The organism is Pigmentiphaga sp. MLSB6-MA01, assembly GCF_058793475.1.
Genome location: NZ_JBXAFV010000001.1, coordinates 504,244 through 529,216, shown reverse-complemented (window position 1 = coordinate 529,216; position 24,973 = coordinate 504,244). Strand labels below are relative to the sequence as shown.

The following is a 24,973-nucleotide window of genomic DNA, read 5'->3' as shown; positions in this document are numbered from 1 at the left end:
TTTTAGTTCATACATTTTCAACGAAACGCACGATATCGGCATCACGCAGGCGTTTAAGCCATTCCTGAACACCCTGGTCACATTGCACCCAGGCATCTTCGAATTTGGGTAGCGGTTCGTTGATGGGGTCCGCAATTTCCTGGCCTTGCCATTGTCCCAGCAGAAACGTCTTCCCCGACGCGGTCGGATAAGCTTTCTGTACTTCCCGGCGATGGTCCGAGTCCATGATGAATATAGCTGTCGCCATCGCCATGTCCGCGCTGCTGACTTGCGCGGCGCGTTTATCCGGCGCCAATGGTATGCCGTGCGCTTCTGCCACACGGATTGCATGCGGATGTGGAGATCGTCCGACCGGCGCGGCCAACCCTCTGGAAATCACGTTGGCACTGATGCCCCAATTACTTACGTAATGATTCATCAGGGCTTCGGCCATCGGGCTGCGGCACACGTTTCCCGTGCACATCACCAAGAGCACTGGCGCATTGGAGTCTAACAACATAAGCCTATGAAAAAACGCAAAGATTCCACGAACTGCCACCGCCAGTTTTCATATTCCATTCAATGGCATGTTCATGGAAAACATCAAACTGAAACCGTTATCGGCAGCACCAGAAATTCGTCGCAAAACAACCGCTCCAGCCCGGAATGTCATGGGCCTGATTCGCCATGAATACGAAAACTCCATTCCCATCAATTTACTTTCTTTCGGAAACACGTAATTTGTGGATCTGTTCGCCGTATTGATTTCCGCCTGCAGCATGCGGAAGGCATAGCGAGAGAAATAACGGAAATCGTCAGGCACGACAGACACTCCTGCTGACAGCATCCGGCCAGTTCCGCCTATGGGGTGCCCGATCGGAAGTCCATCGTGATAGAGCCCGTCTCGATAGGTCCCATGATTGTAGGCAGTTCCTATAATCCCTGTTCCCAATCCAAAAACCCTGCTCGCCGTCGTATCCGCCGCTTCCGCGTTCCATTGAACCCTGGTTGCGCCTACCATATGCTTGAACTGGGTCCCGACTTGCGCCAGGTAATGGGAGGGCAGTCCGCCCGCCTCATCCTCGCCGGCCAATTGAGCATAGGCCGTCAAAGGATTGCCGCCGATATTGACGGTATACCTCACATCGAACCCCGACAACTCGTTGCTGGGGTCTTTTCCAGCAGCATATTCGTTGGAATTGCCGCTCAACGCGTTCCACAACGCGCTCCAGCCGTTATCTCTTCCGCTTCCGCCCCATTCGATAAATCTCGATGCTCCCAACTCCAGGCCCGGGATAGGCTGGAAGAAAGCCCGCATGTTTATCACTCTGGCGTTTGGTACGGTCTTGTCGTGCTGCAATTGCCCCAGGAAAACGTCGTAACCCCATGGCCCAACCCACGAGAGCCAGCTACTTTCCGGGGCTGTTTGTGTCGCCCGTTGAATTCCAATACCTGGTATGGCAGTCGCTGCATTTCCCCAATTCAGACTGCCGTCCGTACCCGGACCCCAAAAATGGGCCAATTGCCCGACGTACAAGGCCTGGCCCAGGAAGCGAGCCGACACATAGCTGCCTTCCAAGTTGCCTTTAGACTGCTTGCTGGTCAAAGGATCCAGCAAGCCGTTGACCTGGAGCTTGCCCGCCACGGTGTCGTTTCCGCCCTGCAGGTAAACGCTCCCGGTGGCAGCCGCCCGACTCTGGCTCGCAAATCCCAATTGCGGCAAAGAGTCAGTATTGACCTGGGCGATAACCCCGAAACTGGCCTTCCGTTGATCGTCCAGATAGCGCCGTACTGACAAGATCGCATGCACATCCGCTCGCGTCAGCCCCTTCTTCTTGCGGGCCTCCATGGCGGTTTCCAATACGGACACCGGAATAGGCCACGTGGATGTAGACACGTAGCCGATAATCCTTCGGTCGACCAGCCACTGAATGTCCTCCCGGAGATCCTGGTTGCCAGCCTCGATCATCGCGGCATTCTGCGCCCAGGCGGCACCGGAGCCCGCCGTGAAGACACCGGCCCCCAGCAGGCTTACAGTAATGAATCGAATGACATGCTTGCCGATTGGCGAATCCAAACGAATCAGACCACTTTTGTGCACGATAGGCGTCGAGGAGAGGGGTCAACCCACAGCAAACCAAGGGTAAACCCTTGGTTTCATGGAAGAGGCAAAGGCGAGCAAACATACCATGAAACCCTCAGCCTCCATATCGCACTTAATTTCTATAACAAATTTGCGATCATCCCGCGATGGAAGGTTTCACTAATGTCTGATTGCTCTCCAGGAGTCGACATGATAGCCCTCGTTACCAGAGTTTGATCAACGGTAACAGGCGCTTTTTCCCTTTTCCTTCCACTCAATTTCCGCCCTCCAGCAGTCCCGGAACGAGAAGCAAGTCGAGTAACATGCCCAGCAACACAGCATTCTCACCTTTTCTCGAGTCTCTTCTATGAAACCCATCCGCACCGCTGTCTTTCCTGTCGCCGGCCTGGGCACGCGTTTCCTTCCTGCAACAAAAGCCATGCCGAAGGAGATGCTGCCCGTCATCGACAAGCCCTTGATCCAGTACGCCGTCGAGGAAGCGGTGGCGGCGGGGATCTCGACGATGGTCTTCATCACGGGCCGCAACAAGCGGGCGATCGAGGATCACTTCGACTCGATGCCCGAACTGGAAGCCGAGCTGGTGGCCAAGCACAAGATCGAACTGCTGCGCACGGTCAGGAACATCATCCCGCCATCGGTGAACTGTATCTATATTAGGCAGCCCGCTCCCCTGGGTCTGGGCCACGCGGTGCTGTGCGCCGAGCCGGTGGTGGGCCGGGAGCCGTTCGCGGTGCTGCTGGCCGATGACCTGATCGATGCGGACGTACCTGTTACAAAGCAGCTGGTCGACGCCGCCCAGGCCAATGGTGGTAGCGTGCTGGGCGTACAGGACGTGGACCGGCAGGACACGTCGAAGTACGGGATCGTCGATACGCGGGACGCCTCGGGCCAGACGGCCCAGGTATTCAATATGGTAGAGAAGCCCGCACCGGAGGACGCACCGTCCACGCTGGCGGTGGTTGGCCGCTACGTGCTGGAAGGCGAGATCTTCGATCACCTGCGTACGCTGGGCAAGGGTGCCGGCGGCGAGATCCAGTTGACGGACGGGATCGCGGCGCTGATGCAGGCCAAGCGGAAGGTGTTCGCGCATCGCTACGATGGCAAGCGCTATGACTGCGGCAGCAAGACGGGGCTGTTCGAAGCCACGATGGCGCTGGGCAAGAAGTATCACGGTTTCGAGGTGAAGTAACTTGCGGCGGGGCCGGCCTTCCCCCCGCCGGCCATCCTTTACACTAACGGCCTGCCCGTTTTCCGATACGCCGTGAACACCGCCCGCCGCTACCTGGCCACCGAAATCTATCGTTCCTCGTCCGTCGTCCTCATGGCGCTGGTGGGGTTGTTCTCGTTCTTCGCCCTGGTGGACGACCTGGACCAGGTGGGCCGCGGCGGCTTCAAGCTGTACCACCTGCTGTTCCTGGAGTTGCTCGCGCTGCCGACGCGGATCTACGACATCCTGCCCATCGGTTTGCTGATCGGGGCCATCCTGGCGCTGGCCGGGTTGGCGCAGCGGCACGAACTGGTGATCCTGCGGGTGTCGGGGGTCAGCGGGATGCGGTTGCTGGGAATGCTGTGGCTGGTATCGGTGCCGGTGATGATCCTGGCGATCATGCTGGCGGAGTGGCTGACACCGGCGGCCGAGATCAAGTTGAACGAGACACGGTTGACGATCACCGGCAGCGCGGGCGGGCGGTCGTCAGGGGTGCTGCGCAGCGGCTACTGGTTCAAGGAGGACACGCCCGGCGGCGAACGCATCATCAACGTGGGAACGCTGCAGGCCGGTGGTGGCGCCTCGGACGTCACGTTGTACGACTTCACGTCGGCGCGGCAACTGGCCTCCATCACGCAGGCCAAGGCGGCCAGTTTCGGCACGAATGAGCTGCGTCTGCATGACGTGGCGATCACGACGATCTCTCCCTCGCTGGAGTCGTCGCTGCATGGCGGGGCACGGGCGACCGAGGCCCCGGTGGTGGTCACCCGGGAGGCCGAGCGAACCGTGTCCACGACGTTGACGCCGGAGTTGCTGCTGGCCCGGGTGCTGACGCCCGAGCGGATGTCGTTCACGGATCTGCTGGACTATGTGGGCTATCTGAACAAGAACCATCTGACGTCCGACCGGCAGATCGTGGCGATCTGGCGCAAGTTGATCTATCCGTTCACGCTGCTGGCGATGATCACTATCGCCGCGCCCATAGGGTTCATGCAGACGCGCCGCGGGGGAGTCGGGGTGAAGATTTTCCTGGGCATCCTGCTGGGCGTGGGCTTTTTCATGTTGAATCAGCTGTCGCTGAACGTGGGCATGCTCAATCGCTGGCCGGCCTGGGTGACGGCGGTCGCGCCCAATGCGCTGGCCCTGGGAGTCGCGCTGCTGGCGATGCTGGGGATGGAGTACGGTAATTTGCTGCGCGCCCGATGGCGGCAGGCGGCGGGTGCCGCGTCATGAGTATCTGGATGATCGGCGACTTGCAGGGGTGCTGCGCGCCGCTGGAATCGCTGCTCTCGCAGCCGGAAATCGCCGGCGATGCCGATGCGCGGTTCTGGTTCGCGGGCGATCTGGTCAACCGTGGCCCGGCTTCGCTGGCGACGATACGCAGGGTGATGGCGCTGGGCGAACGGGCCGTGGCGGTGCTGGGCAATCACGACCTGCACTTGTTGGCGGTGGCCGCCGGGCTGCGCAAGGCGGGAAAATCGGACACGATCCAGGAGATCCTGGACGCGCCGGACGCCGCCGATATCCTGACCTGGCTGCGGCACCGTCCGTTGGCGCATTTCCAATTGGGGCATCTGCTGGTCCATGCGGGCGTGCTACCGGGCTGGACGGCAGCACAGACGCTGGCGCTGGCCGGCGAGGTGGAGGCGACCCTGCGCGGGCCGGACTGGCGGGACTTCCTGGGACAGATGTACGGCAATCTGCCGACGGCCTGGCATGATGGGCTGCAAGGGGCGGACAGGCTGCGGGTGATCGTGAACGCGTTGACGCGGATGCGCTTCTGTTCGGCCGACGGCACGATGGAGTTCGCGGCGAAAGCGAGCGCCAGGCACGCGCCGGACGGGTTCATGCCTTGGTTCGACGTGCCGGGGCGCGCGACCGAATCGGTCACCGTGGTGTTCGGGCATTGGTCGACCCTGGGCCTGCTGGAACGCCCTGGTCTGCTGGCGCTGGATACGGGCTGCGTCTGGGGCGGGCAGTTGACCGCGGCGCGCCTGGAGGACCACAGGCTGGTGCAGGTGGCCTGCCAACAGTATCAGGTACCGGGCTGATCGCCCGCCGGCAAGAGGTGTGATCGTGGACGTGCTGGAAACCCGCCTGCCGGAAGTGCTGGTGTTCGCGCCCGACGTGCGGCGCGATGCACGCGGGTATTTCGTGGAGACATTCCGGGCGAGTTGGCTGGAGCAAGCCGGCATCGAAGCCCGGTTCGTGCAGGAGAACCAGTCGCTGTCGCGGCGCGGGGTGCTGCGCGGGCTGCATTTCCAGTGGCCCTACGCGCAGGGCAAGCTGGTGCGGGTGGCGCGGGGCCGGATCTTCGACGTGGCGGTTGACGTGCGGCGGGGATCGCCCCGTTTCGGCGCCTGGGCCGGCACGGAGCTGGATGGCGACGCCCACCGGCAAGTATGGATTCCCCCTGGCTTCGCACACGGTTTCTGCGTGCTGTCGGACGAGGCCGAGGTCGTCTACAAGTGCACGGCCTACTACGACCCGGCCGCCGAGGCCGGCGTGCGCTGGAACGATCCCGCGCTGGACATCGCCTGGCCCGACGCGGGCCCCTACACACTGTCGGCCAAGGATGGCGCACACCCGCTGCTGTCGGACCTGCCTCACGACCGCTTGCCGGTCTACCGGGCCATGCCATGACCATCCTGGTCGCGGGTGCCGGGGGGCAATTGGGACACGAGCTGGTGTTGCGCGGCGCGGCGCTGGGCGTCGTGGGGCTGGATCACGGGCAGTGGGATATCACCGATGCCGGCGCCACCCGCCGCATCATGGCCGAGCATCGCCCCGACATCGTGATCAATGCCGCCGCCTATACGGCGGTGGACAAGGCGGAGGGCGAGCCCGGGCAGGCTTGGGCGGTAAACCGGGATGGCGTCGGCCACCTGGCCCGGGCCTGCGCGGCCCGGGGTGCGGCGCTGCTGCATTTGTCGACCTGCTATGTGTTCGATGGCGGGAAAGCCACCCCCTACACCGAGAATGACGCCCCCTCGCCGCTGAATGCCTACGGCCTCAGCAAATGGGAGGGAGAACGGCTGTTGCCAGCCCTCCTGCCCCGCCACCTGACGCTGCGGGTGTCGTGGGTGTTCGGCGCGCACGGCGGCAATTTCGTGCGCACGATCCTGCGGCGGGCCAGCGAGGGCCAGCCGCTGCGCGTGGTGGCCGACCAGGCGGGCACGCCCACCCACGCGGGCGCGATCGCCCTGGCCTTGTTGGAGCTGGCGGCGCGTATCAGGGCCGGCAATGAACTTCCCTGGGGAACCTATCATTATCCTGGCGGCCCGGCGACGACCTGGCATGGCTTCGCCCGGTCGATCCTGGCCGGTGCGCGCGAACTGGGTCTTCTGGACTCGATACCTGAAGTGGCCGCCGTCGATAGCGACGACTACTCAACCCCGGCCCGGCGCCCGCGCTATTCAGTGCTGGACGGCACACGGGCGCGCGAGGCCCTGGGCCTGGCACCGCCGGATTGGCAGGCAGGCCTGCGAGAAGTACTGTCCGCATGGAAGGACGCGGCATGAGTCATGTTCCCCGGCATGTCCTGGTCACCGGCGGCGCCGGTTTCATCGGGGCGAATTTCGTGGCCTATCTGCTGGCCGGCGATCCTGGCGTGCGGGTGGTCAATCTCGACCTGATGACGTACGCGGCCGATCCCGGCATCCTTCCCCGCTTCGACACCAGCGGGCGCCATGTCTTCGTCCATGGTGACATCTGCGACGCGGAGCTGGTCGGGCGGCTGCTGCGCGAGCATGACGTCGATACCATCGTCCACTTCGCCGCCGAAACGCATGTGGACCGCTCCATCACCGGGCCGGGCGATTTCGTGCGGACCAACGTGGACGGGACCTTCGTGCTGCTGGAGGCGGCACGCCAGGCATGGCTGGCCGAAGGGCCGTCCGCGCAGGGGCGGCGTTTCCACCATATATCCACGGACGAGGTCTACGGTTCGCTGGGTCCGGACGACGCGCCCTTCACCGAGGCTTCGCCCTACGCGCCGAATTCGCCCTACTCCGCCAGCAAGGCAGCCTCGGATCACCTGGTACGCGCCTATCACCGCACGTACGGACTGCCGGTGGTGACGACCCATTGCTCCAACAACTACGGCCCCTATCAGCACGACGAGAAGTTCATCCCGACGATCATCCGCTGCTGCCTGGCGGACGAGCCCATACCGGTGTTCGGCACCGGAGGAAACTCGCGCGATTGGCTGTACGTGGACGACCATTGCCGGGGCATCGACCGGGTGCTGCGGGACGGGCGCACGGGCGAGACCTACAACATCGGCGGCGGCTGCGAGTTGAACAACATCGAGGTGGCCGAAAAACTGTGCGCGCTGATGGACGAACATCGTCCCGCAGGCGCGCCGCACCGCCGGTTGATCCGCTTCGTGGCCGACCGGCCGGGACACGACTGGCGCTATGCCATCGATGCGGCGCGGATGCGGGATGAGCTGGGATGGACGCCGCGGGAGGACTTCGACGGCGCGATGCGAAAGACGCTGGCATGGTACCTGGCCAGGCCGACCGCATGATGGACGGCATCGCCCGCATGCCGCGGAACACGGGCAATACTGGTTCGGGAAACGCTCCATGACCTCACACGCCGACGACCACGCCTCGCTCACCCGCCTGCTCCAGGACCGCTGGAGCTGCCGCGGCTTCCTGCCGGAGCAACTGCCCCGCGACACCATCCAGCGCATCCTCGCGCTGGCCCAGCGCACCGCCTCCTGGTGCAACACGCAGCCCTGGGAACTGGTCGTGACGGCGGACGCGGGCACGGAACGGTTCCGGCAGGCCTTGTTCGAGCACGTAATGTCCCAGCCAGAGACGCATCCCGACTTTCCCTTCCCCCGCGAGTACACCGGCGTCTATCGCGAACGGCGGCGGGAGTGCGGTTTCCAGTTGTACGCGAGCGTGGGCGTGCAGCGCGGAGACCGCGAGGCCTCGGCCCGGCAAGGTGCGGAGAATTTCCGGTTCTTCGGCGCGCCGCATGTAGCCATCGTCACCACGCCCGAGGCGCTGGGCGTATACGGGGCCGTGGATTGCGGCGCCTACGTGGGCAATTTCATGCTGGCGGCGCGCAGCCTGGGCGTGGCGACGATCGCGCAGGCTGCGTTGGCGGAATATTCGCCCTTCATCCGCGATCATTTCGGCATCGCGCGGGATCGCAAGGTGGTCTGCGGGATTGCGTTCGGCTTCGCGGATCCCGGCCATCCCGCCAACGGCTTCCGTACGTCGCGGGCCGCGGTGGACGAAGCCGTAAGGTGGGTGGAGGACTGACCGGGCTACAGGCCCGCCAGCCCGCGGGCCGCGACCACCGCCTCGGTGCGATTGCGCACGTCCAGCGCGCGGAAGATGGCAGCCAGATGGATCTTGACCGTGCCTTCGCTGATGCCCAGGTCGCGAGCGATGAGTTTGTTGGGCTTGCCCTGGGACAATAGACGCAGCACGTCGACCTGCCGTTCGGTCAGTAGGCCGCGCAACTGGTCCAGCGAAGTCGAGCGGGCGCCGCCGGCGGCGTCCGCCGCGGCCAGGGGGGCGCCGGACGGTTGGTGGGACATGCCGGACAGCATCATCTGCGGCACGAACACGCCACCGGCCAGTACCAGCCGCACCGCCGACAGCATGACGTCGGGCGAATAGGCCTTGGGGATGAAGCCCAGGGCCCCCAGGTCGATGGCGGCACGCATGACGTCGGGATCCTCGACGCCGGACAGCACGATGATGGGCAGCGCGGGCAGGCGCTCGCGCAGCTCGGCGATATGGCTGTAGCCCTCCGCGCCGGGCATGGTGAGGTCGATCAGGGCCAGGTCGAGGTCGTCGGAGGCTTCCCGCCGCAGGTCTTCGACCTTGAGCGCCATCCTGAACTCGACATCGGGCCCCAGTTCGGCCAGTTTTACCTTGACAGCCTCGATGACCAGCCTGTGGTCATCAGCGATCAGGATCTTCATATTCCCCCCATATCCCTGACATCGTAAAGATAGTCGGCCCGCCCCCGCTAAGCAAGGACCCGTGGCCTGCACCAACGATATAGGCCGCTCGGAATATGGCCCGGATATATCCCGTCTGAAAGAATCGCCATCACTTTCTACGAGGACGCGGACCATGGGACTGCACTCCCGCCCCCCGTGCCGGTCCATGCCAGGGTTATGGTCGGCGCTGCGATCGTTATTGCTGGCGCTGGCCTGCGCCGCGGGGGTTCCGGTGTTCGCGTCGGCGCAGCCTGGCGCGGCGCAACGCGAGGAGGAGCCGCCGGCGGAGGCTTGGCGCCAGTGGCGCAGCGTCCTCTTCCGGGTGCAGCCGCCATCGGCCGCCTCGGCATCCGACGACGCGCGAGGCGCCGCCACGGAGGAACCCGTCAATTTCATCTTCGGCACCATCCATTTCGGCGATCCCGAGGAATTGGCATTGGATACCGGCGTGATGCGGGAGGCGATGCGCCATACGCGGATGCTGGTCAACGAGGCAGGCAACGACGCCCACTGGGATGCGTCGAAGGAACGCTATCGGTTGCTGGCCGATCAGGCCGGCTTGCCCGGCCTGATCGGCCAGCAGGCGTTCGCCGAGCTGCAGCGGCTGCTGCCGGCGGTGTCGCCCGCCCTGCTGTACCGCCTGAAACCCTGGGCGGCGCTGGCGCTGCTGGAGGCGCGCGGCGAGGTGGCGGGCGAACAGACGCTGGATCGGCGGCTGGAACGCTGGGCAGCGGACATGCAATTGCGCACCGAGCATCTGGAAACACTGGACGAGCAATTGGCGGCGCTGGACTGCGTGCCGTCGACGGAGCAGGCGCTGGTGCTGGCGCAACGCCTGCGGACTCCCTGGCTCTTCGGTGAACAGTCGGCCCGGGTGCTGGAGTACTACCGCAGCCGCAATCTGGCCGCGTGGCTGGACGAGATCGACGCGATGGTGGGGCTGGACGCGCGTGCCCGCCCCATCGAGGAACGGGCGCGGCGCTGCCTGATCGAAGCGCGCAATGAACGCTGGCTGCCCAGGCTGGACGAGCTGCTGCGACGCGGTGGCATGTTCGTGGCCGTGGGCGCCATTCATCTGACGGGAGCCGCCGGCCTGCTGGAACGGCTGAGGCAGCGCGGCTTCCTGATCGTGGCGGAACCGCTGTGAACGGGCGACGGCACGCTACGGGGAGGACACCGGAATGTTGAACCGACAGCAGGTTTTCTGGGGCCAGGGCGCGTTCCTGGCCCCGCAGCATCTGCAATGTCACGAGGAATGGGCGCGGGCCTACGGGTGGGCCTTGCATGGGCTGCACTCGCCCTATCCGCGCGGCTTCGAAGTGCTGGAGCTGGACGAGCAGGCGCTGGCGGGCGGCGTGGTCCGGATTTCCCGCTACGCGCTGCTGACGGCCGATGGCCATTGGGTGGGCGGCGGCTCGGCCGGCGCGCCAGCGCCGGGCAACGCCCAGGTTCCCGAGCGCAGCCTGCTGGAGATGACGGTGGCGGGCAACGATCCGATCTCGCTCTATCTCGTGCTGGCGCGCGACCCCACGGTCCAGGGGCTGGGCTCGGCGCAGAAGTCGCTGCTGCCGGCACGGCATGCGCTGCGCACGGAGCACGTGGCCGATCCGTTCGATCCGCAGGCGCCCGCGGTGGATGTGGACTTCGTCGATTGCCAGCCGCAGATCGTGTGCAGCCTGGACGAGCATGCCGACGCGCTGCTGGGCGGCGCGGAGTCCTGCAAATTCGCCGAGATCCTTCCCAATGGCCCGGGCCGCTTCAAGCCTTCCCCGGACTACGTGCCGCCGCTGGTGTCCCTGAACGCGTCGTCCAACCTCGCTCGCTGGACGCGCGCGCTGCGCGATCTGGTCGTGTCGCGCGGCCAGGATTTCGCCTCGGCCAAGCGCCAGCGCGGCATACGCGCGGCCTCGACCAGCGCGCAGGAAGTGATGCGGGTGCTGATGATGCAGACCTTCGCGCGCTACATCCCGCTGCTGCAGGAACACGTGCGGCTGGGCATGGTGCCGCCCTGGCCGCTGTACCAGGACCTGCGGCGGCTGGTGGCGGAGTTCTCGGTGTTCTCCGAAGAAATCGGCTACGCCGGGGGACTGCAGCCCAACCCCGCGGAAACCGAGCTGCCGGTCTACGACCACGACGACCTGCGGCGCTGCTTCAAGCTGGCTTTCACCCGCGCGGAAATGTTGATCAAGGCGCTGACGGTGGGCGCGGAGGTCGGCATCACCCTGGCCTACGACGGCCGCTTCCACAAGGCCGACCTGCCGGTGAGCCTGTTCGCGTCGGACAAGACGCGCTTCTACCTGGCCTTCGAATCATCGGTGCAGGGCATGGAGCTGGCCCAGCGGCTGCAACGCACCGGCAAGATCGCCTCGAGCGAGGAGATGCCGCGGCTGCTGCAGGCGGCGCTCTTCGGCCTGAAGATCGACCTGCTGCCGGTACCGCCCGAGGAGTTGCCGCAGAAGACGCCGAACACGACGTATTTCCTGATCGATACCCGGCACCAGTTCTGGCAATTCATCAAGGATCGGCGAAACATCTCGATCTTTTCCGATCTCCCCGCAGACGAGACGGTCATCAAGCTGTTCCCCGTCGGCGCAGAAGAATAGCAACAAGCGCCCAACCAGGAGTCATCCATGGCACGCCTGCTGGATTTCTTTTCACCGGTCTTCTCGTTCGGCCTGGAGCTGGACGAGCGGATCGCCGCCGGCACCGCCGGCAACGGGGCCGCCGAGGTTCAAGAGCACGCGCGCAAACTGATCGCCGCGGCGAAGGCGGCGGCGCTGGCGGCCGGCAAGCGGCCCGAACACGTGGAATCGGCCTGTTTCGCGGTGGTGTCCTGGTTCGACGAGATCATCACGCGCAACCCCGCCTACTGGAACAGCGTCACGCCGCTGCAGGTCGCGCTGTTCAACACCAACAACGCCGGCAACGAGTTCTTCCACCACCTGTCCATCCTGAAGTCGGACGAGGACGAGGTGCGCGAAGTCTATTACCACGCGCTGCTGCTGGGATTCGTCGGCCAGTATTACTTCGAGACCGCGGACACCGGCGAACTGGGCAAGCTCAAGGAACTGCACGGCCGCCAGCTACCCGTACCGCCGGCGGCCCTGCACACGCTGCGCGAGGAACCCATCACGCCGCAGCCCTACCTGATGAAGGATCCGTCCGGACCGCGCTATCCCAAGCAGTGGGACAAGCTGCTGCTGAAGGCCGGCGCGGCGGTGGCCCTGCTGATCCCGGTCGGCTATCTGCTATGGCTGCTGGTGGCGGGTCCGCGCGACACCGGTCCTTCGGTCGCGGATCTGGTGCAGGGGCAATTGCAGACCTACGCGTGCTCGGAGCTGGCCGGACAGGTGGCCGAAAGCGGCGCGACCACGGTGAGCGGCTTCGTCTCGCGGCCCGAGGACATCGCGCGGGTGCAGACAGACATCGCCGCCATCAAGGGCGTGAAGTCGCCCGCCTTCGACGTCAAGGTGCGCATCTGGCCGCATTGCGAGGTGGTGGCGCTGCTCAAGCCCTACCGCGCCCGGAACCTCGATCGCCGGCACGGCCTGCAGGTCACGCCCACCACCGGCCACTCGGATCGCTTCACCGAAGGCGAACGCGTCACCGTCAAGCTGGGCCAGGCCGACTACGACGGCTACCTGTACGTGGACTACTACACGGTGGACGGCTCGGTCATCCATCTGTATCCCAACAAGCGCGAACCGGAGAACGGCCGGCTGATACGCGCGGGCGAGCAATTCAACGTGGGCGAGAAGATACCCGAGGGCTGGATCGTCGGGCCGCCCTTCGGCCAGGAGTTGATCACGGTGGTCAGTTCGCCGTCGCCGCTGTACACGGCGGAGCGGCCCGAGTACGAACCGGCATCGGCCTACCTGCCCAAGCTGCGCGAGTTCCTGGATGCGCACCGGAGCAACGACAAGCTGGCCGCGAATTTCCTGTTCCTGCAAACCGAACCGAAGCGGTGACGCCATGAGTTTCCTCGACCGTATCGCCCAGCCGCTGGAACGTCTGCCCGGCATGAAGAAACGCGCCGTCCGCGTGGCCACCGCCGTCGTCCTGCTGCTGCTGGCCGCCGTGCTGCTGGCCCTCGTAGCCATGCTGGTGCTGCCGCTCCTGCCTGCGCGGTTCTGGCAGGTGCTGGCGCTGTGCCTGGTCGCCTTCGCCGTGCTGTGGTGGTTCGCCTCGGGCGCGAAGCGGTTCTCGCGGCGGGGGTTCGCGCGCAAGCGCATCGGCGACCTGGGCCCGGGCAACCCCGAGGACGAGAAGGTGGCGCTGGAGCGCATGCGCACCGCCATCGCGCAGGCGCGCCAGACCATCCAGCGCTCGCCCGAGATCGGCAGGGGCCGCGACCCGCTCTACCGCATCCCCTGGATGCTGTTCGTGGGCGACGAGCAGGCGGGCGTGGACGGCCTGCTGCGCGCGGCCAACCGGGTCTCGCCCTTCCCGCCTCCCGATCCCCAGCCCGACGGTTACTGGCGATGGTGGTTCTTCAAATCCATGATCGCGATCGAGACGCCGCCCTCGGCGGTCTGCGACGCCTCGGCCCGCGTGCAGCGGGGGCTGTGGTACCAGGCGCTGATGCTGCTTTCCACCGAACGCGACAAGTTGCCGCTGAACGGCATCGTCGTCTGCATGGGCGCGCGCACGCTGCTGGCGGGCCCTGACGCGGTGCGGCCGGTGGCGATGCGGCTGCGGCGGCTGGTGGACGAGGCCCTGGAGCATCTGCAGGTCCAGCTTCCGGTGTACCTGGTGGTCACCGGATTGGACCAGGTACCCGGCTACGGCGCCTTCGCCGCCGTCGTGCCGGAGCAGGCACTGGCGCAGGCGGTGGGGCACCGGCTCTCGGATACGGAGGAGATCAGCGCGGCGACCGGGAACCGGCTCGAAGAACTCTATGCCCCCATCGTGCGGCGCCTGCACGCACTGCGCATCACCGCGCTGCGCGGCCAGGCCACCCCGGCGGGGCGCCGGGCCATCTATGAATTCGTCGAGCACGTGCGGGCCCTGGAGCCCGGGCTGGAAACCCTGATCGGCCTGATGCTGGAAGACAATCCTTTCCAGCGCACGCCCCGCTGGCGCGGCCTGTTCCTGACCGGTTCGCCGCCCGAGACCGCCGCCGGCAAGAGCGGCGCCGCGGGCGGTTTCCTGGACGACCTCTTCACCCGCTTCCTGCCCGCCGACCAGCCCCTGGCCTCGCCCAGCTTCCGGGGCAATGCCGGCAAGATGGCGATCGCGGCGGTAGGCGTGGGCGCGATGCTCGGCCTGTCGGCCATGCTGAGCTACGGTTTCGTCAACGCCCGGCAGGACGACGGCAGGCTGCTGGCGCAGACACAGACGGCCTGCCGCGAACCCAGCGACGCGGTGGCGGCCGCGCGCATTGGCTGGCTGGCCCGCTGCGGCCGCACCATCGAGCAGTTGGAGGTGGCGCGCGCCGATACCGGCCTGGGATTCGGCCTGCGGCGGGCCGACGCCGACATCGAGCGGATGAAGGAACAGGTGCTGCGCGATTTCTCCAACCTGATCCTGGCCCCCTACGACCAGATCATCGAAACCGACCTCGCGCGCAACCAGGCGGGACTGGAGCACTTGCTGGCGGTCTCCCAGCGGCTGCGCATGCTGGACCACTGCCGCCGGCAGAGCGACGCGTGCCAACAGGAAGCGGCGACCAACCTGGCGTTCGACCAGGACGCGAGGCCGTTCAGCCCTTTTGTCTCGGGTGAGCAGGACGCGCGGGCCGATCGCGAACACGCCGCCGCCCTGCTCACCACCTACATGGGCTACCTGCGCTGGCAGCAATCGGCCACGCTGGACGCGGAAGCCCAGCGCCTGCGCACGCTCCTGGCCCGACTGCTGGCGGCCCATACGCCTCGTCCGGACGATGTCCGCGCCTGGGCCGACCAACGCCGCGATCCGATCGCGCTGACCGCCTTCTGGCTGCCGCCGGACCGGGTCGTGGGCGTGGAAGCGGCCGCCATGCCTTCGGTCTCGGCCGCGTTCACGCGCCAGACCTGGCAGGAGGTGCTGGCCCCCATGCTGCGCACCGCCGCCGACGCCGTCCCCGAGCGCAAGCCTGTCCTGGAAACGTTCCGAGCCCAGTACTTCAGCGAATACTTTCGCGCATGGGGGCGTTTCCAGGCCAGGTTCTTCGAGGGCACCAGGCTGTGGCGCCCCCAGCTCGACGCCATGGGCAAGCGCGCGGGCACGGCCGAGGATCCGTACCTGCTGCTGGCCGCCGTCACCGATCGCGACCTGCAAGGGCTGGACCTTGCCTTGCCCCTGGGCACGCGCTGGACCCGGGCGTGGGCCCGCGCGAAGGGCGATTGGCTGGACGCCTGGCGGCCCTTGGGCGGATTCATGGTCGACGCCGTGACAGGGATGTTCCGTGGCTGGTGGGGCGCCGAACCCATCCAGCCCCCCAGTTGGCTGCTGGCGGAGATCGACACCACCGAACGGGTGCTGCGTCCTCGGCGGCCGGACTACGCGCGCGCCTATCTCCGCCTGCGCGCCGACACCAGCGGCCAGGACGCCTATGACATCGCGGCCGAGCTGTTCCGCGCCAAAGGCGCGCCGCCGCAGCCGCCGGCGGCCGACTATGCCGCCCTGCTGTCCGCGGTGGACAAGCCGGGAGAACAATTCGCCGCGGTCTTCAAGGGCGACGACCTGGCCGCCTGGTCCGTGGTGCAAGGACCGTCGCGGCTGCTGCTGTACCTGACCGTGCAGCGCGCCGGCCAGTTCGTCCAGGCCCGGTGGAACGAGAGCGTGGTCGCCGCGCTGCGCGGCATGCCGCCCAAGGAGCAGGTCGACGCGCTGTACGGCGAACAAGGGCGGCTGACGGCCTTCGTGAAGGACTGGCTGCAGCCTTTCATCACCGAACGCGAACGCACGCCCACGCGCATCGCCGGCATCGGCTTGCCGCTGTCGTCCGCCTACCAGGGCATGGTCGCGGCCGAGCGGCGCATCCTGTCGACCCAGGTCAACAAACCGTTTCTTGCCGGCAGCTTCCAGTTCTCGCAGCCCACCCGCATGGGCGCGGCCAGCGAGGGGCCGCAGGGCACGGTACTGGAAGTGGTCTGCCGCGAGCGCACCTACCTCGCGTCGACCCGCGCGGAATCGCTGGCGGAAGCCACGGCCCAGGTGTTCTGGTCGCCTGACAGCTGCATCGAGGCGCGCCTGCACATCTCGCTGCCCGCGCCGCCTGAGGCGCCCGCGGCCGCCGCGCCTGGCGCCATGCCCGGAGCCGTTCCCGCGCCCGTGCCTGCCACCACTCCGCCGCCTCCCCTGGGGCCCCGGCTGACGCTGATCTACCCCGGCGCCGAAGGCTTCGCCACCTTGATCTCCGATTTCCGTTCGGGATCTCACGCCTTCCGGCTGCCCGATTTCCGTACCTCGTACGGCCCCATCCAGTGGAAGGAACTGTCGGTACGGCTGGCCCAGCAGGGCTTCACCGAAGCCCGGGTATTCATGGACGTACGCCCTTCCGACGAGATGCTGCGGTTCCTGAACGCCCGGACCGAACCGGCCGCCGCATTGCCTACCTCCATCCTGGAATGACGACCTGGAGATTCCCATGGCCATCGATATCGCCGAACTGATGCAACCCATCGCCGGAGGCGATCCCTGCGGCGAGGACGCCTCGTTCTCGGACACCTACGACCGCATCCGGGAAGCGCGCCGCGCGGACGACCCCTCACTGTCGCAGGGCGACTGGCAGACCGAACTGAAGACCGCCGACTGGCGGGCCGCCGCCGACCTGGCGGCAGAAGTGCTGCAAAGCCAGAGCAAGGACCTGCAGGCCGCCGTCTGGCTGGGCGAGGCCCTGATTGCCCGTCACGGACTGGCCGGCGCCACCGATGCGATGGATGTGCTGCACAGCCTGCTGGACACCTACTGGGACGGCCTGCACCCGCGGCCCGATGGCGACGACCAGGAGGAACGCGCCAGCAAACTGGCCTGGTTCAACGTCTATGGCGGGCTCGCCTTGAAGAAGGCGCCGCTGACCGCTTCCGCACCCTACGTCACGCTGATCGATTGGCAGGACTCGCGCGAGGTCGACAACCTTGCGCGCCAGAACGCCGCCGCCCACCAGGAAGCGCTGGATGCGGGCAAACCCACGGGGGAATCGGTGGACAAGGCCATCGAGGGCAGCGGCCCGGGCTTCGTGTCGGAAACCCTGGCCGCCGTGGACGCGGCGCAGGCCGCCTTCGACCGTTTGCAGGCGCTGGTCGACCAGCGCTTCGGCCGCCAGGCGCCCAGCCTGGCCGACCTGGGCGACGGGCTCAAGCGCGCGCGCCAGGTGCTGGCGCGCGCGGCGCAGAACCTGGGCATCGCCCCCCGACAGGAACCGGGGGCGGGCGAAACCGCTGTCGTTGCATCCACGGCGCCTGCCGCGACGCCGGAACCCGCGTTGCAAGCCATGCCGGTGGCCACGGCCACGATGGCCGTGCCGCGCGTGGCGGTGGACTTCCAGGCCCGCGCCGAGCTGCTGCGTACCCTGGGCGAGATCGCCGCCCACTTCAAGCGCGTGGAGCCGCACAGCCCGGTGTCCTTCCTGCTGGAACGCGCGGTGAGCTGGGCCGACATGCCGCTGGATCAGTGGCTGGCGGAAGTGGTGAACGACGATTCGGTGCTGGGGGTGATACGGGATCGGATCGGGGTGCCGCGGGGGTGACGGGCTCAGCCGTGCATCGGCTCGAACTTCAGCTTGAGACCGAATGCTTGAATCAGCTTCCAGACGGTTTCGTAACGCGGCTTGGAACCCGGCGCCAGGGACTTGTACAAGCTTTCCCGCCCCAGGCCGGTACGGTGGGCGACTTCGGCCATGCCCACCGCCTTCGCGATATCCCCCAGGGCAAGCAGAAAAACATCGGGGCCTTCTTCAATGGCTGCGGAGAGGTATTCCGCGATCATCTCTTCGCTGTCCAGGTATTCCGATGCGTCGAATGGCCTGACTTCACGCCTCATGATTGACCTCTCTTGTCGCCCATAGTCTGTGGGCTGTCTTGATGTCGCAGGCCTGGGTCGATTTGTCTCCGCCACAAAGCAACAGGTAGACCACCGACCCTTGCCTCGCGTAATAAATCCGATATCCCGGACCAACATCGATCTTCATCTCCATCACCCCCCGACCAAGCGCGCGATGGCTGCCGAAATTCCCGGTTCGAGCGCCTTGGATCCGGGCAATGATCCGGGCCCTGGCCCGCAAATCTTTCAGACCGTGTAGCCATTTTTCGAACGCTTTCGTAGCAAGGATAGTGTTCATCAATAGTATCCTTTTGGATACAAAAAAACAAGCAAGACAGAGCGATTCTGCGGATATCTGCCTGTCATCGCCAAGCACCTCAAGGACAATCTCGTCCAACCTCCCCCTACCCCTTCCGGCCTATCTCCACGTCTGGCCGTCTGGCTACTACCGCCGCCGGCCCCGGCTTTCTAGACTGCACCGCATTCCCGTTCGACCGCCGGCGATGCCAAGGAGAGCGATCATGGCCAAGAAGGAAAGCACCCAGCACAAGCTCGACCGCGTCCGCGCGCCCCGGGTCCAGCTGACCTACGACGTGGAGATCGGCGACGCCATCGAGAAGAAGGAACTGCCCTTCGTCGCGGGCGTGCTGGGCGATTTCAGCGGCAAGCCCGAGGAGCCGCTGCCCCGGTTGAAGGACCGCAAGTTCGTCAACGTCGACAAGGACAACTTCGACGACGTGCTCAAGGGCATGAAGCCGCGCCTGCAATACCAGGTGGACAACAAGCTGTCCGACGACGGGTCGCGCATAGGCGTGACGCTGGACTTCAAGAGCCTGGCCGATTTCGAGCCGGAGAGGCTCGTGCGGCAGATCGACCCGCTGCGCAAGCTGCTGGAAGCCCGCCAGAAGCTGGCCGACCTGCGCAACAAGATGGCGGGCAACGACAAGTTCGAGGAGTTGCTGAGCGAGGTGCTGCAGAACACCGACAAGATCGCCCAGTTGTCCCGGGAAGTCGCGAAAGACGACACCCCCAAAGCCTGACGCACCGTAGCCACCGGAGACCGCCCATGGCCGACACCCAACCACAAGGCGCGGCGCCCGCCGCGTCCGCCGAAGCCCAGTCCGCTTCGCTGCTCGACTCCATCCTGTCGCAAAGCCGCGTCGCCCGCTCCGATTCCGAGAAGGAACGGGCGCGGGACCTCATCGCCGAGCTGGTCAGCCAGATCGCCGACGGCGAGGTCACGATCTCGCGCGACGCCATCGCCTCCATCGACGCGCGCATCGCGCAACTGGACGCGGTCCTGTCCGACCAGTTGTCGGCCGTCATGCACGCGCCGGAATTCCAGCAGCTCGAAGGCAGCTGGCGCGGGCTGAAGTACCTGATCGACAGCTCGGAGACCAGCACCACATTGAAGGTCAAGCTGTTCAACGCCAGCAAGAAGGAACTGGTGAAAGACCTGAAAAGCGCCTCGGATTTCGACCAGTCGGCGTTGTTCAAGAAGGTCTATGAAGAGGAATACGGCACTTTCGGCGGCGCGCCGTTCGCGACGCTGATCGGCGACTACGAGTTCACGCGCCATCCCGAGGACATGTACCTGCTGGAAGAGATGTCGCACATCGCCGCTTCCGCCCACGCGCCCTTCCTATCGGCCGCCTCGCCCGAGTTGTTCGGGTTCGAGAGCTTCACCGACCTGTCCGGGCCGCGCGACCTGGCCAAGATCTTCGACACGGTCGAATACGCCAAATGGAAGTCCTTCCGCGCCTCGGAGGATTCGCGCTACATCGGGCTGGCCATGCCGCACGTGCTGGGGCGCCTGCCCTACGGGCCCGACACCGCGCCGGTGGAGGCGTTCAATTACCAGGAAGACGTGACGGGCAAGGATCACTCCAAGTACCTGTGGAGCAATGCCGCGTATTCGCTGGGCGCGCGCATCACCGACGCCTTCGCCCGGTACGGCTGGTGCGCGGCGATCCGCGGCGTGGAAGGCGGGGGCCTGGTCGAAGGACTGCCCACGCACACCTTCGCCACCGACGACGGCGAGGTCGCGCTGAAATGCCCGACCGAAATCGCCATCACCGACAGGCGCGAAAAGGAGCTGGCGGACCTGGGCTTCATTCCGCTGGTGCATTGCAAGGGCACGGACTACGCGGCCTTCTTCTCGACCCAGTCGGCGCAGCGGGCCAAGGAATACAACACCGATGCCGCCAACGCCAATGCCCGGCTGTCGTCGCAGCTGCAGTACATCTACGCGGTCAGCCGCATCGCGCACTACCTGAAGACGATGATGCGCGACAAGATCGGCAGCTTCGCCTCGAAGGCGAGCGTCGAGACCTACCTGAACAATTGGGTGGCGCAGTACGTCCTGCTGGACGATATGGCCTCGCAGGAACGCAAGGCCCAGTTCCCGCTGCGCGAAGCCCGCATCGAAGTGGCCGAGATACCCGGCAAGCCGGGCGCCTACAAGGCCGCCGCCTTCCTGCGCCCGCACTACCAGCTGGACGAATTGAGCGTCTCGCTGCGCCTGGTGGCCGAACTTCCGCAATCGGCCCGCTAATTCACCACGAGGAGTCTGAATCATGGCATTCGACGCATTCATCCAGCTTGAAGGGATCAAGGGGGAAAGCACCGACGAGAAGCACAAGGACTGGATCGAGATCCAGAACTACGGCTTCGGCGCGGCCCAGCCCCAGTCGAACACCGCATCGTCGTCGGGCAACCTCGGGTCGGCGCGGGTCGAGGTAAAGAACTTCACCTTCCTGCACAACCTGGACATCGCCAGCCCCAAGCTGTTCGAATACTGCTGCACCGGGGCCACGATTCCCAAAGCGACCATCACCGTGAATCGCGCCGGCGGACAGAAAGAGAAATACATGGAGTACAAGCTGACCGACGTGATCGTGACGTCGGTCAACCGCGACGGCTCCGCCGACAACACGCAGGACGTGCCGCTGGAAGCCGTCGCGCTGGGCTTCGGCAAGATCGAGATGACCTACAGCAAGATCGGCATCGACGGGAAGTCTTCGGGCAACGCCTCCGCCGGCTGGGACCTGAAGAAAAATGTGAAGGTGTAGGCCCCCCCTACGCGCTTCGCGCGCCCCCCAGGGGGCGATGCGGGTGGACCGGCAAAGCCGGATCCACCGCATCCTGGGTCGAGTGGAGCTATCTTGGAATGTAGCAGCGGTGCGTAGAGGCCCACTATGAAAAGCCTGATCGAGCGCCTGGAATCGGCGACCGCCGACAGCGGCCGCGCCGATATTTACGCGTTGCGCGACGCTGTTTCGCGGGACCTGGAAGCATTGCTGAACACACGCTCGGAAGGAGCGCGCCTGATTCCGCAGGCCTACGCCGAGTGCCGCAAGTCCTCGCTGACCTACGGCATTCCCGACTTCTCGTCCTACAGCCTGCTCAGTCCGCACGATCGCGACCGGATACGGCGCGCGCTGGAAGCGGCCATCACGCAGCACGAGAGCCGCCTGTCGCGGGTCAGGGTGGGACTGGAGGCGCCCCGCCAGTACGAGCGCGTGCTGCGATTCAAGGTGGACGCGCTGCTGTCGCTGGGCCCCGACCGGGAGAAAGTCCAGTTCGACGCCGTGCTCCAGCTCAATACCCAGGCCTACGCCGTCAAGTAGCGGCCGCGCGCATCGCGCAGCACCGCCGCGAGCGCCTGCCTGAGCACATCGCTGGTCACCGGCTTGTGCAAGACCGCAATACCGGCTTCGGCAATCTCGCGCAGCCGATCCGGCTTGGTCTCGCCCGTGACCAACAGGCGCGCCGCGCGGCGGCCGTGCATGCCAGGGTGCGCGTCGAGCGCCCGCAGCACCTCGAGCCCATTCTCGCCATCGCGCAGCAACAAGTCGGTGACCACCACGTCGGGCGGCCGCGCCCACTGTTCCGCCAGGGCCAGGACCTGCGCCCGGCTCTCGGCCACGGCCACCTCGGCCCCCCAGTTGCGCAGCACGAGCGACAGCCCCTCGAGTATGTTCGGTTCGTCGTCGATCACGAGCACGAACATGCCGGTGAAATCGATCTGCGCGCCCTGCGCCGGGCAGGGCGGAGGCGCTTCGGCCGGCGCCGCCGCCGGCGCGACCACGGACACCACCGTGCCCCGGCCCACGCGCGACTGCAGCCGCAACGGCATGTCCAGCAGGTCGCACAGCCGGCGCACCGTCGCCAGGCCAAGCCCCAGCCCCCGCGATCCGCGCGAGCTGGACGCATCGACCTGATAGAACTCCTCGAACACCTTGTGCTGATGCTCCGGCGCGATGCCCACGCCCGTGTCCCACACGCCGATGCGCATGCCTCCCGCCCCGTCCCGGCGGGCCCCGACCAGCACGCCGCCCTGCGCGGTATGGCGCAGCGCATTGCTGACGAGGTTGTTCAGGATGCGGGACAGCATGACGTAATCGCAATCGACCCAGGCATCGGTCTTGCGAACCACCAGCCGCAGTCCCTGTTCTTCGGCCTGGGGGCGGAAATTGCGGCTGATGTCGTCGAACAGGCGGTCCAGCGGAAACACGGCGCGCTGCACGCGCACCGCGCCCGCGTCGATCTGGGACAGGTTGAGCAGCTCGGAGAACAGGCGGTCCAGCGAATGCACGCACTCCTGGATGGACGCGATGCAAGCCAGGCGCGGCGGATCGGTCTCGTCCGAGCGCAGGGCGTCCGCGAACAGGGTCAGCGCATGCAGGGGCTGGCGCAGATCATGGCTGGCCGCGGCCAGCAGGCGCGTCTTGCCCTGGTTGGCGGCTTCCAGCTGGGCATTCTTCAAGGCCAGTTCCTGGGTGGCCTGCGCGATCTGGCTTTCCATGGTCCTGCGGCTGTCCGCCAGCGCCTGGGCCGCCACCTTGAAACCGTGCTGCAGGCGGCCGACCTCGGCGGTGGCGCCGGTCTCGACCTCGACCTCCTCGCCTTCTCCCAGCCGGTCGACGACCTCGGCCAGCTTGCGTATGGGCGCGCTGATGCGCCGGGCCGCCCACCATCCCGCGATGCCCACGCCCAGCAGGCTGGCCCCCAGCAGCGCCGCCAGGGTGGACCACAGGTTGCGGCGCGCCGCGGCGACGGAATCCAGGTCGAACTCCACCATGACCTCGCCCGCCCGCGCCGACTCCTCGCTGTCTATGGGCTCCAGCACCTCGAGTCCCGGCGGATCGGTAGGCTTGGTCCAGAAACCCGACTGGGCGACGATCTCGCCATCCAGGGTCCGTATCTGCACCTGCCGCACGCCCGGCTGCTGGCTGCCGACCCGGGCAGCGTTGAGCAGGGCGCGGCGATCCATGCGCATCAGCGACGTACGCGACAAGGTGGCCACCTGGCGCGCCACGGCCCGCGCGTTGTTCTCGGTCAGGCGGGTGAGTTCGGTCAGGTGATGGCGCGCCAGCACCGACATCGCGAGCAGGATGGCTACCGCCGCCGGCACCAGGCTGAGCAGCATCAACCGCACGGCAAGCGGCATGCCGCCGACCCAGCGGCGGGAAAGATCGGCGAAACGTGACGTCGCGGCCATGCGAAGACGGGAAGTGGAGGTCTCGTGATTGTGGATAGGCCCGTTCGCCAAGACAAGCGAATTCGATTTTTGCGGATTCTGTTGCCAAATATGTCCCCCCCTTCCTGCCTTCGCGTGTTGATGCGATGATCCCTGGCCCCGGTCCACGCTCCCGCCATCGTGCATACGTTCGCCCAGTTTTTCGTTCGCAGGATGTCGTTTGCCCTCATGTTCGCCGGTCTTGCGCTGGGGGTCCTGCCGGAGGCCTCCGGGGCCCAGGAGGCCGCGCTTCGCTTCGGCGTACTGCCGCTGGGAGGCGCGCTGGAATCGCGCCAGGACTGGAAGCCCCTGCTGGACGACCTGGGAGACGCGCTGGGCCGCCCCGTCGTTGCCCAGTCCTTCACCTCGTACGAGGGACTGCGCCTGGCCATGCAGGAGAACCGGGTCGACCTGGCCTTCGTGTCGGGCAAGCTCGCGCTCGAAGCCGTGCTGCAGTACGGCATGACGGTCCTGAACCAGGTCGTGCGGCCGGACGGCCTGCCCGGCTACCGCTCGGTCCTGATCGTCCGCAAGGACGGCCCCATCCGCGACCTGGACGACGTCCTGAACCAGCCCGGCAAATGGCGCCTGGGCCTGGGCGAGACGCAATCCATGTCGGGCTACGTCATCCCCCAGTTGCAGTTGTTCTCGCCCCGCAACATCGCGATCGAACGTCACTTCCCCAGCGAGCTCGTCGATGGCCACCAGGGCACGGCGCTGGCCGTCGCCAACGGCGACGTGGACGTCGCCACCAACAACACCGCCGACCTGGACCGCTTCCGCACCCACTTCCCCCAGGAGGCCGCGCGCCTGAAGATCATCTGGGAGTCTGACCTCATTCCTCACGGGGCCATCGTCATGCTTCTGGGCTTCTCGGACGCGATGCGCGACAAGGTGCGCACCTTCCTGAGCGGCTACGGCCAGAGCGCCGGCACGCGGGGCGACGCCGAACGCGTGGTGCTGAGCCGGCTGCACGGACTGGCCGGCCTCCCGCCCGCCGACAACCGCATGCTGCTGCAGGTATTGCGATTGGAATACCAGCTCGCGCAGCGCCAGGCCATCCTGGGCCAATGGGTATCGGAGCAGGCCCGGCAATCCCGGCTGGCGCGGCTCGCCGCCGAGTACGAGGACCAGCGGCAGCGGCTCGCACCCGCACCCTAGGCCATACCCCCTAGGTAGTATGGAACGGACGCGGGCGAAGCGTCACACTGCATGGTCAGGATTCTG

23 protein-coding genes are annotated in these 24,973 nt (G+C 66.3%); 17 read left to right on the top strand and 6 right to left on the bottom strand.

The genetic code is table 11. The features are described from left to right. Window positions 1-7: 7 nt before the first annotated feature. Together AC1Q6E_RS02565 and AC1Q6E_RS02560 are read right to left on the bottom strand one after the other, a co-directional pair. A complete protein-coding gene (locus AC1Q6E_RS02565) occupies window positions 8-463 on the bottom strand; it encodes a low molecular weight protein-tyrosine-phosphatase (protein WP_296557428.1) in 456 nt (151 codons plus the stop codon). A gap of 84 nt (window positions 464-547) precedes the next feature. Beyond that, window positions 548-2,080: a capsule assembly Wzi family protein gene (locus AC1Q6E_RS02560; RefSeq protein ID WP_152793154.1), complete on the bottom strand. Its 1,533-nt coding sequence runs from the start codon at window positions 2,078-2,080 to the stop codon at window positions 548-550. 349 nt (window positions 2,081-2,429) lie between these two features. Between AC1Q6E_RS02560 and galU the strand changes: the two genes are divergently transcribed. The 7 genes from galU to AC1Q6E_RS02525 all read left to right on the top strand — a co-directional run bounded on the left by galU (window position 2,430) and on the right by AC1Q6E_RS02525 (window position 8,569). Further along, the gene (gene galU / locus AC1Q6E_RS02555) at window positions 2,430-3,272 is read left to right on the top strand and encodes a UTP--glucose-1-phosphate uridylyltransferase GalU (protein ID WP_152793153.1); all 843 of its coding nucleotides are present in this window, start codon (window positions 2,430-2,432) and stop codon (window positions 3,270-3,272) included. Between the two features lie 72 nt (window positions 3,273-3,344). Then, complete coding sequence (gene lptG / locus AC1Q6E_RS02550) at window positions 3,345-4,523, top strand: LPS export ABC transporter permease LptG (RefSeq protein WP_296557312.1); 1,179 nt, start codon at window positions 3,345-3,347, stop codon at window positions 4,521-4,523. After that, window positions 4,520-5,341, top strand: a complete 822-nt coding sequence (locus AC1Q6E_RS02545) for a symmetrical bis(5'-nucleosyl)-tetraphosphatase (RefSeq protein WP_296557310.1) — start codon at window positions 4,520-4,522, stop codon at window positions 5,339-5,341. Before lptG ends, AC1Q6E_RS02545 begins: the two co-directional genes overlap by 4 nt. A 25-nt stretch (window positions 5,342-5,366) precedes the next feature. Next, window positions 5,367-5,933 carry a dTDP-4-dehydrorhamnose 3,5-epimerase gene (gene rfbC, locus AC1Q6E_RS02540; protein WP_492572144.1) on the top strand — a complete coding sequence of 189 codons (567 nt, stop codon included), beginning with the start codon at window positions 5,367-5,369 and terminating at the stop codon, window positions 5,931-5,933. After that, window positions 5,930-6,811 (top strand): dTDP-4-dehydrorhamnose reductase, encoded by an 882-nt coding sequence (rfbD, locus tag AC1Q6E_RS02535; RefSeq protein ID WP_492572143.1) that lies wholly within the window; start codon window positions 5,930-5,932, stop codon window positions 6,809-6,811. Before rfbC ends, rfbD begins: the two co-directional genes overlap by 4 nt. Beyond that, on the top strand, window positions 6,808-7,821 hold the full coding sequence (gene rfbB / locus AC1Q6E_RS02530) for a dTDP-glucose 4,6-dehydratase (protein ID WP_296557305.1): 1,014 nt from the start codon (window positions 6,808-6,810) through the stop codon (window positions 7,819-7,821). The genes rfbD and rfbB overlap by 4 nt, the downstream gene beginning before the upstream one ends. 58 nt (window positions 7,822-7,879) lie before the next feature. After that, window positions 7,880-8,569 (top strand): nitroreductase, encoded by a 690-nt coding sequence (locus AC1Q6E_RS02525; RefSeq protein ID WP_492572142.1) that lies wholly within the window; start codon window positions 7,880-7,882, stop codon window positions 8,567-8,569. 5 nt (window positions 8,570-8,574) lie between these two features. Here the strand turns inward: AC1Q6E_RS02525 and AC1Q6E_RS02520 are convergent, their stop codons facing one another. Next, complete coding sequence (locus tag AC1Q6E_RS02520; protein WP_296557301.1) at window positions 8,575-9,240, bottom strand: response regulator transcription factor; 666 nt, start codon at window positions 9,238-9,240, stop codon at window positions 8,575-8,577. Window positions 9,241-9,427: 187 nt separating this feature from the next. On the opposite strand from AC1Q6E_RS02520, the gene AC1Q6E_RS02515 reads away from it, so the two are divergent. The 5 genes from AC1Q6E_RS02515 to tssA are packed head-to-tail and all read left to right on the top strand — an operon-like array spanning window position 9,428 to window position 17,932. Next, window positions 9,428-10,408: a TraB/GumN family protein gene (locus AC1Q6E_RS02515; RefSeq protein ID WP_492572141.1), complete on the top strand. Its 981-nt coding sequence runs from the start codon at window positions 9,428-9,430 to the stop codon at window positions 10,406-10,408. 34 nt (window positions 10,409-10,442) lie between these two features. Next, window positions 10,443-11,864 (top strand): type VI secretion system baseplate subunit TssK, encoded by a 1,422-nt coding sequence (gene tssK, locus AC1Q6E_RS02510; RefSeq protein WP_492572140.1) that lies wholly within the window; start codon window positions 10,443-10,445, stop codon window positions 11,862-11,864. Between the two features lie 27 nt (window positions 11,865-11,891). Next, window positions 11,892-13,229: a DotU family type IV/VI secretion system protein gene (locus AC1Q6E_RS02505; protein WP_296557297.1), complete on the top strand. Its 1,338-nt coding sequence runs from the start codon at window positions 11,892-11,894 to the stop codon at window positions 13,227-13,229. Window positions 13,230-13,233: 4 nt separating this feature from the next. Continuing rightward, entirely contained in the window at window positions 13,234-16,815 is a 3,582-nt protein-coding gene (locus tag AC1Q6E_RS02500; RefSeq protein ID WP_492572139.1) for a type VI secretion protein IcmF/TssM N-terminal domain-containing protein, read from the top strand. Between the two features lie 16 nt (window positions 16,816-16,831). Continuing rightward, complete coding sequence (gene tssA, locus AC1Q6E_RS02495) at window positions 16,832-17,932, top strand: type VI secretion system protein TssA (RefSeq protein WP_492572138.1); 1,101 nt, start codon at window positions 16,832-16,834, stop codon at window positions 17,930-17,932. A gap of 5 nt (window positions 17,933-17,937) precedes the next feature. Here tssA and AC1Q6E_RS02490 read toward each other — a convergent pair whose 3' ends face one another. Next, window positions 17,938-18,225 carry an addiction module antidote protein gene (locus tag AC1Q6E_RS02490; RefSeq protein WP_152793141.1) on the bottom strand — a complete coding sequence of 96 codons (288 nt, stop codon included), beginning with the start codon at window positions 18,223-18,225 and terminating at the stop codon, window positions 17,938-17,940. Continuing rightward, the gene (locus AC1Q6E_RS02485) at window positions 18,215-18,523 is read right to left on the bottom strand and encodes a type II toxin-antitoxin system RelE/ParE family toxin (RefSeq protein WP_492572137.1); all 309 of its coding nucleotides are present in this window, start codon (window positions 18,521-18,523) and stop codon (window positions 18,215-18,217) included. Before AC1Q6E_RS02485 ends, AC1Q6E_RS02490 begins: the two co-directional genes overlap by 11 nt. A 223-nt stretch (window positions 18,524-18,746) precedes the next feature. Here AC1Q6E_RS02485 and tssB point away from each other — a divergent pair, with 223 nt between their 5' ends. The 4 genes from tssB (at window position 18,747) to tssE (ending at window position 21,854) form a co-directional block, all read left to right on the top strand. Continuing rightward, a complete protein-coding gene (gene tssB, locus AC1Q6E_RS02480) occupies window positions 18,747-19,265 on the top strand; it encodes a type VI secretion system contractile sheath small subunit (protein ID WP_152793139.1) in 519 nt (172 codons plus the stop codon). Window positions 19,266-19,291: 26 nt separating this feature from the next. Next, complete coding sequence (tssC, locus tag AC1Q6E_RS02475) at window positions 19,292-20,779, top strand: type VI secretion system contractile sheath large subunit (RefSeq protein WP_152793138.1); 1,488 nt, start codon at window positions 19,292-19,294, stop codon at window positions 20,777-20,779. A 22-nt stretch (window positions 20,780-20,801) separates the two neighbouring features. Then, window positions 20,802-21,296 (top strand): Hcp family type VI secretion system effector, encoded by a 495-nt coding sequence (locus tag AC1Q6E_RS02470; RefSeq protein WP_152793137.1) that lies wholly within the window; start codon window positions 20,802-20,804, stop codon window positions 21,294-21,296. Between the two features lie 126 nt (window positions 21,297-21,422). Further along, entirely contained in the window at window positions 21,423-21,854 is a 432-nt protein-coding gene (gene tssE / locus AC1Q6E_RS02465) for a type VI secretion system baseplate subunit TssE (protein ID WP_152793136.1), read from the top strand. Here tssE and AC1Q6E_RS02460 read toward each other — a convergent pair. After that, the gene (locus tag AC1Q6E_RS02460) at window positions 21,839-23,728 is read right to left on the bottom strand and encodes an ATP-binding response regulator (protein WP_296557289.1); all 1,890 of its coding nucleotides are present in this window, start codon (window positions 23,726-23,728) and stop codon (window positions 21,839-21,841) included. The genes tssE and AC1Q6E_RS02460 overlap by 16 nt on opposite strands. Before the next feature lie 192 nt (window positions 23,729-23,920). On the opposite strand from AC1Q6E_RS02460, the gene phnD reads away from it, so the two are divergent. Further along, window positions 23,921-24,907 (top strand): phosphate/phosphite/phosphonate ABC transporter substrate-binding protein, encoded by a 987-nt coding sequence (gene phnD, locus AC1Q6E_RS02455; protein WP_152793135.1) that lies wholly within the window; start codon window positions 23,921-23,923, stop codon window positions 24,905-24,907. The last annotated feature ends 66 nt before the right edge of the window (window positions 24,908-24,973 follow it).

What these genes read in the sequence shown, in the direction of transcription:
- tssC (WP_152793138.1), top strand. Translation starts at nt 19,292, where the DNA reads ATGGCCGACACCCAACCACAAGGCGCGGCGCCCGCCGCGTCCGCCGAA.
- rfbD (WP_492572143.1), top strand. Translation starts at nt 5,930, where the DNA reads ATGACCATCCTGGTCGCGGGTGCCGGGGGGCAATTGGGACACGAGCTG.
- AC1Q6E_RS02515 (WP_492572141.1), top strand. Translation starts at nt 9,428, where the DNA reads ATGCCAGGGTTATGGTCGGCGCTGCGATCGTTATTGCTGGCGCTGGCC.
- AC1Q6E_RS02525 (WP_492572142.1), top strand. Translation starts at nt 7,880, where the DNA reads ATGACCTCACACGCCGACGACCACGCCTCGCTCACCCGCCTGCTCCAG.
- AC1Q6E_RS02545 (WP_296557310.1), top strand. Translation starts at nt 4,520, where the DNA reads ATGAGTATCTGGATGATCGGCGACTTGCAGGGGTGCTGCGCGCCGCTG.
- AC1Q6E_RS02520 (WP_296557301.1), bottom strand. Translation starts at nt 9,240, where the DNA reads ATGAAGATCCTGATCGCTGATGACCACAGGCTGGTCATCGAGGCTGTC.
- AC1Q6E_RS02565 (WP_296557428.1), bottom strand. Translation starts at nt 463, where the DNA reads ATGTGCACGGGAAACGTGTGCCGCAGCCCGATGGCCGAAGCCCTGATG.
- AC1Q6E_RS02505 (WP_296557297.1), top strand. Translation starts at nt 11,892, where the DNA reads ATGGCACGCCTGCTGGATTTCTTTTCACCGGTCTTCTCGTTCGGCCTG.
- AC1Q6E_RS02490 (WP_152793141.1), bottom strand. Translation starts at nt 18,225, where the DNA reads ATGAGGCGTGAAGTCAGGCCATTCGACGCATCGGAATACCTGGACAGC.
- AC1Q6E_RS02470 (WP_152793137.1), top strand. Translation starts at nt 20,802, where the DNA reads ATGGCATTCGACGCATTCATCCAGCTTGAAGGGATCAAGGGGGAAAGC.
- tssA (WP_492572138.1), top strand. Translation starts at nt 16,832, where the DNA reads ATGGCCATCGATATCGCCGAACTGATGCAACCCATCGCCGGAGGCGAT.
- AC1Q6E_RS02500 (WP_492572139.1), top strand. Translation starts at nt 13,234, where the DNA reads ATGAGTTTCCTCGACCGTATCGCCCAGCCGCTGGAACGTCTGCCCGGC.
- galU (WP_152793153.1), top strand. Translation starts at nt 2,430, where the DNA reads ATGAAACCCATCCGCACCGCTGTCTTTCCTGTCGCCGGCCTGGGCACG.
- tssE (WP_152793136.1), top strand. Translation starts at nt 21,423, where the DNA reads ATGAAAAGCCTGATCGAGCGCCTGGAATCGGCGACCGCCGACAGCGGC.
- AC1Q6E_RS02485 (WP_492572137.1), bottom strand. Translation starts at nt 18,523, where the DNA reads ATGAACACTATCCTTGCTACGAAAGCGTTCGAAAAATGGCTACACGGT.
- phnD (WP_152793135.1), top strand. Translation starts at nt 23,921, where the DNA reads ATGTCGTTTGCCCTCATGTTCGCCGGTCTTGCGCTGGGGGTCCTGCCG.
- AC1Q6E_RS02460 (WP_296557289.1), bottom strand. Translation starts at nt 23,728, where the DNA reads ATGGCCGCGACGTCACGTTTCGCCGATCTTTCCCGCCGCTGGGTCGGC.
- tssK (WP_492572140.1), top strand. Translation starts at nt 10,443, where the DNA reads ATGTTGAACCGACAGCAGGTTTTCTGGGGCCAGGGCGCGTTCCTGGCC.
- rfbB (WP_296557305.1), top strand. Translation starts at nt 6,808, where the DNA reads ATGAGTCATGTTCCCCGGCATGTCCTGGTCACCGGCGGCGCCGGTTTC.
- tssB (WP_152793139.1), top strand. Translation starts at nt 18,747, where the DNA reads ATGGCCAAGAAGGAAAGCACCCAGCACAAGCTCGACCGCGTCCGCGCG.